Here is an 8795-nt window from a genome sequence, read left to right as displayed (position 1 = left end):
CCCATCATGCACACGACATGACGCGAGGGAGGAACCACCCCATCACCCACGAACGGGCGACACCACATCACCAGGAACGGGACTTAACGCCCTCTGAGTCGTCCTTGAAAACCGTCGTGCCAGCGATGTCACCGTGGGTTCAAAACCCACCGCCTCCGCGCGATGAGCACTGAAAACGGCCCCTGACCCGGGTGTTTGGTCGGGGGCCGTGCTTGTGTCCGACTACCGTGACTGCCCGGTGTACCCCGTGGTTCCCCGCTCGATCGGGCACGGCTGGGGCACGGGGCAACCTCTGGTCCATAGCTCCGCGTGGGTCGCTCAGCGCTACCGCACCACAGCCGGCCAGCGGTCGAAACAGTGGATCAGGTGCGGGCACCTTCGGCGTCCCCTGCAACAATGCCGCGATGTGACGCTCGTCGTGGGGTTGGGCAAGGGAGCGGCGTTGGTTTTTCGTGGAGTACTCGCACTGCTCGCGGGCAGCGCTTCCATGGCAGTGGCATGCGGTTACCGCGGTGTCGACGTGTGGGTGTGGGATTGGGCGGACGCGGTGTTCACCCGGCGGACACGATACGGAACGCCCTGGCTGAGCCCTACCACCATGCGGATCCAATTCGGGATCGCGGGAATCGGTCTTATGGCAGTCGGGCTGTACACCCTGGTGCGCTGACAGCTGAACCTTCCCCTGATCGTGGACACCTGGAGACTGGGACGTGAGTTCCAGAGGAAGTAGTGCCAGGTGGGAAGTAAAAGCAACCGCAGCAGGCGGTACACGGAGGAGTTCAAACGGGACGCGGTCGCTCTCGTGCGTTCCTCCGGGAAGACCGTCACCGAGGTGGCCCGGCAGCTCGGGGTCAGTGCCGAGGGCCTGCGGAACTGGGTCAAGCAGGATGAGATCGACCGCGGGCAGGGGGCGCCGGGAGAGCTGACGACGGCCGAGCGTGAAGAGCTGCGCCGGCTGCGGAGGCTGGCCGCCGAGCAGGCGGAGACGATCGAGGTGCTGCGAAAAGCGGCGGTCTTCTTCGCGAAGGAGAGCGATCGATGAGCGAGGTGTACGCGTTCATCGAGGCGGAGAAGACCACCCACCATGTTGCTCTGCTGTGCCGGCTGCTGAAGGTGGCCCGCTCCTCCTTCTACGCATGGCTGGCCGGTGAGAAGACCGGGCGGGCGAAGCAGGCCGCGGACGATGTCCTGGCGCACGAGATCACCGTACTGCACCTCGCCTCCCGCAGCTCCTACGGAGTGCCGCGCATCCACGCCGGTCTGCGTCGGCTCGGGCACCGCGTGAACCGCAAGCGGATCGAGCGCGTCATGCGTGAACGCGGCATCAGCGGCGTCACACGGCGCAGGCGAAAGGGCCTGACCCGTCCGGCCAAAAGGGCGGTGCCCGCCCCGGACCTGATCGCCCGCGACTTCACCGCACCGGCGCCGGGGATGAAGCTCGTCGGCGACATCACCTACATCCCCACCGATGAGGGCTGGTTGTATCTGGCGACCTGGCTGGACCTTGCAACCCGCGAGATCGTCGGCTACTCGATGGCTGACCACCACCGCGCATCCCTGGTCGTGGATGCGCTGGGCATGGCTGCCGGACGTGGCCGGCTCCAACCCGGCTGCATCGTGCATTCGGACCGCGGCAGTGAATACACCTCGGACGAACTCCGGCGCGAGATAAACCGGTTGGGGCTGCGGCAGAGCATGGGCCGCACGGGGTCGTGTTTCGACAACGCCGCCGCCGAGTCGTTCTTCGCGCTCTTGAAGGAAGAGATCGGCACCCGCTGCTGGCCGGACCGGCTGAGTGCCCGAGCGGAGGTCTTCGCCTTCATCGAGACCTTCTACAACCGGCGGCGACTGCGGAAACATCCGGGCTGGGGCTACCTCACCCCGCTGGAGATAAGACAGCGACACGAACAAGGACACGCCCTCACGGCGTAAGCATCGAGTGTCCAGCATCACGGGGAAACTTCACAGCAGCCGTCTCCGGCTGCCGCGTCGTCCGAACATGCGGCAGGACCCCCGGCCCATCCGGCCCGGGGTCCTGCGCTGGTGAGGCTGACCGGGATTGAACCCATGGCCTCATCCTTATCAGGTCGATCATGTGGCCCCTGGAATGTCGGCCAACTCGTCTCCCGCCTCGACTGACTGTCCGTCGAGGTTCGGCAGCGTCCGCCGCTGCCCGGCCTTGTTGGTGTCAGGTACTGGTGTCAGCGAAGAGGGGCGCTCTTCACAAACCCAATACAGCGTCCTGGCTGCGCCAGCCACCATCGCCATCAGTGCCGGACACACGGCCTAGCGAGGCTGCTGGGCCAATTCCCACCACGCGAAGATGGGGATACACGTTCGCCTCTTACTGGTCGGTGCCGATGGACTCGGCCGCAGTGCTGTGCACTCCGATCACGGTCGCCCCGGCTGATCGCCGCTGGACGGCACTGTGTGGACACGGAGTCCGAGGCGTGAGTGGTACCCCGTACCCGTCATTCGTCGATGCCCCACGGGCGGAGGCGTACGTGCGTCTGGCGCATCACCGCATCACTTGCGCGACGTGCACGACCGTGGACAAGGAGGGTGTGAATCTCGGACTCCCCTGCGCGACGGCCGACCAACTGAACGAGAGGTACCGGCAGGCACGGCGCGCATGCACCGCCCCGACATCCCCGGCCCAGGATTCCACCGACTCCAAGGGCGTCGAGGTGGCGACGGGAGCTCCGGACCGCCCGCATGATGTGACAAGTGGATGTCAAAGGCCCCGGACCATGATCGGTCCGGGGCCGTTTGGCTGGTGCCCCCGGCAGGATTCGAACCTGCGACACCCGCTTTAGGAGTTCGATCCGAGCCCGCTCCGGCTGCTGCTGGCGACTGTGCGGCGGCCGTCCGGAGACGCTGACGTATGCCCGTGTCCGGCGTCGTTGATGTCAGCCCTGGATGTCAGAAGCCTTCTGGGCCGTGCCTCTGTAGAGATCGGTCATTGGAGGTCATGCACGCTTCCGCGAGGGCTATGAGAGCCCGGGGCAGGGTGCTGGTGGTTCCTGTACTCCACTGCTGTACGGCGCAGCTCCGAGGTGCTGCTTGACTGATCATCTCTCGAAGGTCCTCGCCCCCTCGAAGCCCCTACAGCTCGGCGCCACCATCCTGTGCCGGAACACCGATCAGGGTCAGGTCACGGAATGGACACCCATTCTTCACGGCTCCCATACGCAGGTCTGACGGGCACTACGGTCACTCCACCCGAAACCTGTTGGGGGACGAGATGACCAACCCGTACACCACTTCAACATCGCCGACACCGCGCCCGTCCGATGGCCGTCCACTCCACAAGCGGTTACTCGTGTGGGCTGGCGGCACGGCCCTGCTCATAACAGGCGCGCTCATAGGCTCCGCCGGGGATGACAGACAACAGCCCGTCGAGACCAAGGTCAAACCCGCGACGACCATAACCGCGACTGTCACGGCTACCCCCGAGCCCGGCCCGACCGTCACCGATACCGTCAAGGCCAAGGCGAAGCCCGGCCCTACAGTCACCGTCACCAAGACAGCCACTGCTAGAGCCGCCAGCAGCGGCAGCAGCGGCAGCAACCAGGACAGCGCCAGCAGCGGCCAGGACAGCACCGGCACGTGCACGATCGTCTCCAACGCGGGAAACTGCTACTCGGCGGGACAGTTCTGCCGGAACAGCGACCACGGCGCCATCACCACCACTGCGGGTGGCAGGAAGATCAAGTGCACCTACAGCTCCAACGCATGGCGCTGGACCTACATCTGACCGACAAGCAAGGCGCACATCAGCCCGTTCTCGGCGGGCCGCTCTGCGTCGCGCTTCAAATCCGGCAGCCCCACCATGCTTTCCAACTGTGTTGGTGGGGTGGTGGGCGTCGTTCGAGGGCGTTCACCTGGGTTCATGGGTGGCTCGCCCGTGGGCTGCATCCGACTCCTGGTCTCGCCTGAACGGCCGTGAACGGGCCTGAATGAGACGGAAACTGAGACGGACGGTCATCACGGGTTCTCTGGTCGCAGAGGTGGGAGTGTCTTCACGCTCGCCACGGTTCCACACGATGGCACCTTCCCCGCTGATGGTAGCCGCCGGGCACGCCGACGCTGACAAAACTTCAGAGGGGCTCAGCCTCGCGAAATGGCCGCCATCCGTGTACCACTGGGCTCTCGGGTGAACCTGGTGTAAGGACCGGAGGGCGGCTGAGGCGAGGCCGCAGCGCTTATAGCCTTCGCAGGAGTGAGGCGCTTCCGCCCAACCGATCTTGCACGGATCGCAGACCACGTACTCGACCTTGAGCTGTGCGCTAGCAATGACCGAATATCGCCCATCGGTTCGATATACAGCTTGCGACCCCCTAGCGGATCGACAACGATCAGTCGTCATGATCACGGGTGGTCCCGTCCGTGGGTAAGTCGGGACACCGGCATCCGATAGGGAGAAGCAACATGAGAACTCGCACGCGTATAGCCACAGCCTGCGCAGCAGCGGTTGTGTCCTCGATCACTCTGATCGGTCAGGCGGCGGCCACGCCCCGGCCCGCTGATGCTGGGTCGGAGTCCACGGCTTCTGTGTTTGGGCCCCAAGGCGCCGGCGGTACCGCCAGTTGCTCCACGACTGGGGCGCGAGGCAGCATGGGGGCGACTGTGCCGTCAGGAGACCGATGGCCTTACGGAGAGTACAAGATCGCGCTGTCGGTCACGGACACGTCCGCCGACGGACATCACGTACGAGTCCGCCTCCTCACCAAGCCTGTCGGCAGCCAGCAAGTTTTCACGTGGCCGTGGCGCTCCAACTACAAGGGCAGTGGGGAGACTCTCTCGGTCAGCACGACCGCAGGGAGCGATTACGGCATTGAACACACTGGGGTCGAGGTAGCGCGCTTCGAAGGCGACAGGAAGCTCAACTCCTGCACTGACTGGAATTAGCCGACATACCGCATAGGTTCGCCGGGTTGTTCCTGAACTACGTGGCCCTCAGATGGGTGGGCGGATGTCCTAGCCTGCTCCGTCGTGACGACGAGGACTTCGTCGTCACGACGGCCACCACCCGTTCCATCAGGCTCGGCTAGCCTGCCACCCGCTAGTTGTATTGAGTACGAGCGCCAACAACGCTCGTGCTCAATACGACTAGGGCGGTGGAGCGGCTTTGGGCTGGAGCTGCTTTGGGGCGAGTGATCATGGCCCCGTAAGCTTCCGGCGCGTCGGGCAGTCTGTGGACCTGCCCGTAAAGCACGACGTTGGGGCCATGATCTTCGAGGCTCGGGCCAAAGTGGCTGCCTAAAGCCGTGGAGCCGACCGCCTCAGCCACGACGTACCCCTTCTCTGGCATCAGGTGGCTGATTGCTGTGCGCGCACGGGCGCCGGCCGGGCTGGAGCGGGGCGGAGACAGGAGCGCAGGCCCGGCCGGGGGCCGGGCCGCGCGCGGTGAGCGGAGCGAGCCGCCTTGAACCAGTAGAGAAAGTTGTAACTCAGTCGGTCGGCTGGAGCTGTCCGGTCCCGGTAGATGCTTGACGCTTCGGTCCCAGCTGATGGTTGACAGTGGCCGCGTTCACCTGGGATTAGACGGACGGCTGAGGCTTGAAGTCGTGTGCGCAGGGCGGTAGTTCGATGCCTTGCCGGTGGGCCATCGGTAGGAAGATCACTGGTCGGATCGTCCAGGTGATGCGGGTGCTGGCGTGGGTCACGGAGACGGTGCAGGGTTCCATGCGCAAGAGGGCTCGTCGCGTGTCGATGCGGCCGTCGTAGAGCCAGGCCCAGGCCTCGTCGGAGGCGTCCGGGTCGAGTGCTGGTGAGATCGTGCGCAGAGCGACAGCGACCCATCTGTCTGCCTGTGGTGCCGAGTAGGCGTCGAACGATGCCCGGAGTGCCGGCCACCCTGTCTTGTCGTTGACGTCTTGCGTCCAGCACTCGCACCAGAAGCCCCGCTGGGGCTTGTCCATCAGCACGGGTGTCCTCCCGACTGAGCGTCCGTGAAGAGTTCAGCGGTCACGGTGTAGCCGCTGTGGCTGCCATGGACGACGACCCGGTGTGCGATGACGCTGACCATCCCCAAGCCGCGGCCGTGGACCGCGTCCATGCTCGGTTGCTCGACCTTCGGGGCGGTGCTCGTCCCTCCCTCGTCGGTGACCGACAGTGCGACCACCTTGGGGGAGACCGAGAGGGCCAGGTGGAAGCTGCCTGCCCCGCCGCTCGCGGTGTGGAGGATCGCGTTCGCGCTCAGCTCGCTCACGATCAGTTCGGCGTCGTCGGCCAGGGGAGATCCGCGCAGGATGTCCCGTGTCCAGCGGCGGGCCCGGCTGACCTCTTCCGGAAAACCTGGGCAAGTGAGTCCCCAGACCCGGGCGGTGCTCGTATACTCGTGCATACAAGTTCCTTCGTGCTGGTAGGCCGCCATGTGCAGCGGGTTCGGGCTAGACGAGTTTCACGCCGTCGTGGGCGCGGATGGCCGGCGGGGATACCGCGTCCAATGCGTCCAGGACGCGGATCGCGTACGCCTCGGCGGCGAGTTCGATGACCTCTTCGCGGGTGGCCCAGCGCAGTGCGCGGGTCTCGTCCCCGGTGGTGGGCGTGCCGTCGGCGGCCTCGCAGCGGAAGACCATGGAGACGATCAAGCCCTTCATGTTTTTGTAGATTCCGGTCAGGGTCGCGGGAAGCGCGATCTTGATGCCGGTCTCTTCGAGAACTTCGCGCTGAAGGGCCTCGGGGATGGTTTCCTCGCGTTCGAGGATGCCGCCCGGGGGTTCCCAGTGGCCGTTGTCGCGGCGTTTGATCAGGAGGGCGCGGTCCTGGTCGTCGACGATGACTCCGGCGACGCTCACGGAGTGCGGACGGTCGGTGCTCACGTTCCTCTGCCCTCTCGGATGGCTAGGCTCTCCACCGTAGCAACAAAGCTCGCCCACTCGTCTAGATACCTAAAGGAGTACACGTGCCCTCTCTTTCCTCCGGCCTCCTCGGCGATCTTGACCCCACGAGCGATCGTGCGGTCTTCCGGCAGATCGCCGACCAGCTGCGCGATGCCATCGACCGTGGGCGATTCAAGGAGGGTGAAAAGCTGCCCTCCGAGGCCGAACTAGTCGAGTACTACGGGGTTTCCCGTATGACGGTTCGAAACTCCTTCTCCGTCCTCCAGGGCGAGGGCCTGGTGCACGCCGAGCACGGCAAGGGCGTCTTCGTGCGACCACGACCGCCTGTCAGGCGGCTCGCCTCCGACCGGTTCGCCCGGCGGCATCGCGAGCAGGGGAAGTCCGCGTTCATCGTGGAGGCCGACGCCGCCGGCAGTCACCCGCAGGTGGACAGCCTGGAGGTCAAGGAGGAGAAGGCCAGTCAGGACGTCTCCACCCGGCTCGGGTCCGTGCGGCGGGTGCTGGCCCGGCGTCGGAGGTATCTGCTGGACGGGCGGCCCGTGGAGTTCGCCACCTCGTACCTGCCGCTCGACATCGCGCGCGGTACGCCGATCGCCGAGCCGAACCCCGGGCCCGGTGGCATCTATGCCCGGCTTGAGGAGCTGGGGCACCGCCTCGACCACTTCGAGGAAGAGATCCGTGCCCGGATGCCCTCGCCTGATGAGGTTCGGACGCTGCGGCTGGCCTCCGGCGTGCCGGTCATTCACCTGATCCGTACCGCGTTCGACGGTGAGGGGCGGGCCGTGGAGGTCTGCGACACGGTGATGGCGGCCGACGCCTACGTCCTGTCGTACCAGCTCCCGGCGACCTGATCGCGTGATCGGCGGTGGTGCGCGGGGACGCTTCTCCGGACTCGTACACCCCAACAGGCATACTCGTATAGACGAGTGGGTAAGTTGTGTGACAAGGTGGTTGCCGTTCCCGGAGATCGGGTTCGAACGCTGCATCTTGTATAGACGAGTAGATGGGAAGAAGTCTTGCGCACCATCCGTGTAGAGACCTCCGCCGCAACGATCCTGCTGACCGAGGCGCCCGAGCCCAAGGTCCGCGACCGGCAGACGGGCGAGATCGCCAAGGACGCCACCAGCGGAGAGGCCCTGATGACGATTGGCGTCGTCTACCTGGAGGACGGCGAGTCGTCGCTGATCAAGGTCATCGTTCGGAGAGCGGAGTGTCCGAGGGGCTGACGCTCGGGGCTCCGGTCTCGCTTCCGGGTCTGGTGGCCCGGCCGTGGGAGAGCGTCTTCAACGGGCAGCAGCGCCACGGCATCGCCTACCGCGCCGCCGCCGTGACACCGGCCGCGTTCCCGGCCGCTTCTGGGGCCGCTGCCTGATGACCGACCTGACGACACTCCTGGAAGTGGCTGGTCCTGTCGCCGCACTCGGCGGCGGGGCCGCCTACGCCCGGGCCAAGCACCCAGGGGTGTACTGGTCCACGGTCGGCCTGCCGATATCCACGGCCCGGCTCCTCAGCTCCTACGGCTCGGTCATGGAGGCCTGCGGCCTGACCGTAGCGCCGTCCCGGCTCCGGATGCTGGCGGTCAAGGCCACCACCCGCCGTGAGGTCCGCCCCGTACCGCCGCGTCGCGGCGTCATCCGGCCCACATCGACCGGACTGCGGCTCCGGCTACGCCTCGCTCCAGGGCAGGAACCAGCCGACGTCACCGCCTCGGCGGAACGACTGCGGCACGCCTGGGGCGTTCACGCCGTGTACGTGACCACGGTCAAGCCGGGTGTGGTTGAGCTGCGGCTGGTCGGCTTCGACGTGCTGCGGCAGGTGCGGATGCCGCGCAAAGTGGACGCCAAGTTCCTTCAGAGGGCGTTAAGTCCGTTTCTGGTAGCGGCCGCGTCCGGGTTGTTCGAGGAGTCTTTGGCGGACGAGTCGTCCCAGGCGGGAGCGGGTGACGTT

General features: G+C 66.0%; 7 protein-coding genes and 2 pseudogenes. 6 read left to right on the top strand and 3 right to left on the bottom strand.

What is annotated here, in order from left to right; genetic code table 11:
* The first annotated feature begins 736 nt into the window (after window positions 1-736).
* The 3 genes from ACWD1U_RS37125 to ACWD1U_RS37115 all read left to right on the top strand — a co-directional run bounded on the left by ACWD1U_RS37125 (window position 737) and on the right by ACWD1U_RS37115 (window position 3757).
* Window positions 737-1042: a transposase gene (locus tag ACWD1U_RS37125; protein WP_075033595.1), complete on the top strand. Its 306-nt coding sequence runs from the start codon at window positions 737-739 to the stop codon at window positions 1040-1042.
* Window positions 1039-1932, top strand: a complete 894-nt coding sequence (locus tag ACWD1U_RS37120; RefSeq protein WP_451113772.1) for an IS3 family transposase — start codon at window positions 1039-1041, stop codon at window positions 1930-1932. The genes ACWD1U_RS37125 and ACWD1U_RS37120 overlap by 4 nt, the downstream gene beginning before the upstream one ends.
* A gap of 1312 nt (window positions 1933-3244) precedes the next feature.
* Window positions 3245-3757 carry a hypothetical protein gene (locus ACWD1U_RS37115; RefSeq protein ID WP_451113771.1) on the top strand — a complete coding sequence of 171 codons (513 nt, stop codon included), beginning with the start codon at window positions 3245-3247 and terminating at the stop codon, window positions 3755-3757.
* A 1786-nt stretch (window positions 3758-5543) separates the two neighbouring features.
* On the opposite strand, the gene ACWD1U_RS37110 is transcribed toward ACWD1U_RS37115, so the two are convergent.
* Genes ACWD1U_RS37110 through ACWD1U_RS37100 form a run of 3 tightly spaced genes read right to left on the bottom strand, consistent with a single transcriptional unit; the run spans window position 5544 to window position 6803 of the window.
* A complete protein-coding gene (locus ACWD1U_RS37110) occupies window positions 5544-5924 on the bottom strand; it encodes a hypothetical protein (RefSeq protein WP_451113770.1) in 381 nt (126 codons plus the stop codon).
* Window positions 5924-6349, bottom strand: coding sequence for an ATP-binding protein (locus tag ACWD1U_RS37105; RefSeq protein WP_451113769.1), 426 nt, complete (start codon window positions 6347-6349; stop codon window positions 5924-5926). Before ACWD1U_RS37105 ends, ACWD1U_RS37110 begins: the two co-directional genes overlap by 1 nt.
* Window positions 6350-6395: 46 nt before the next feature.
* Window positions 6396-6803, bottom strand: a complete 408-nt coding sequence (locus ACWD1U_RS37100) for an NUDIX hydrolase (RefSeq protein WP_451113773.1) — start codon at window positions 6801-6803, stop codon at window positions 6396-6398.
* A gap of 107 nt (window positions 6804-6910) precedes the next feature.
* On the opposite strand from ACWD1U_RS37100, the gene ACWD1U_RS37095 reads away from it, so the two are divergent.
* From ACWD1U_RS37095 to ACWD1U_RS37085, 3 genes and pseudogenes are all read left to right on the top strand, one after another.
* Window positions 6911-7699 (top strand): GntR family transcriptional regulator, encoded by a 789-nt coding sequence (locus ACWD1U_RS37095; protein WP_451113768.1) that lies wholly within the window; start codon window positions 6911-6913, stop codon window positions 7697-7699.
* A gap of 165 nt (window positions 7700-7864) precedes the next feature.
* Window positions 7865-8220, top strand: a pseudogene (locus ACWD1U_RS37090) (SCO3933 family regulatory protein).
* Window positions 8220-8795: pseudogene (locus ACWD1U_RS37085) on the top strand (hypothetical protein); the annotation flags it as partial. The pseudogenes ACWD1U_RS37090 and ACWD1U_RS37085, both read left to right, overlap by 1 nt.

This window comes from Streptomyces sp. NPDC002788, assembly GCF_053592115.1.
Note: the sequence above shows the minus strand (reverse complement) of the source record. Positions and strands in the feature narration are given on the sequence as shown.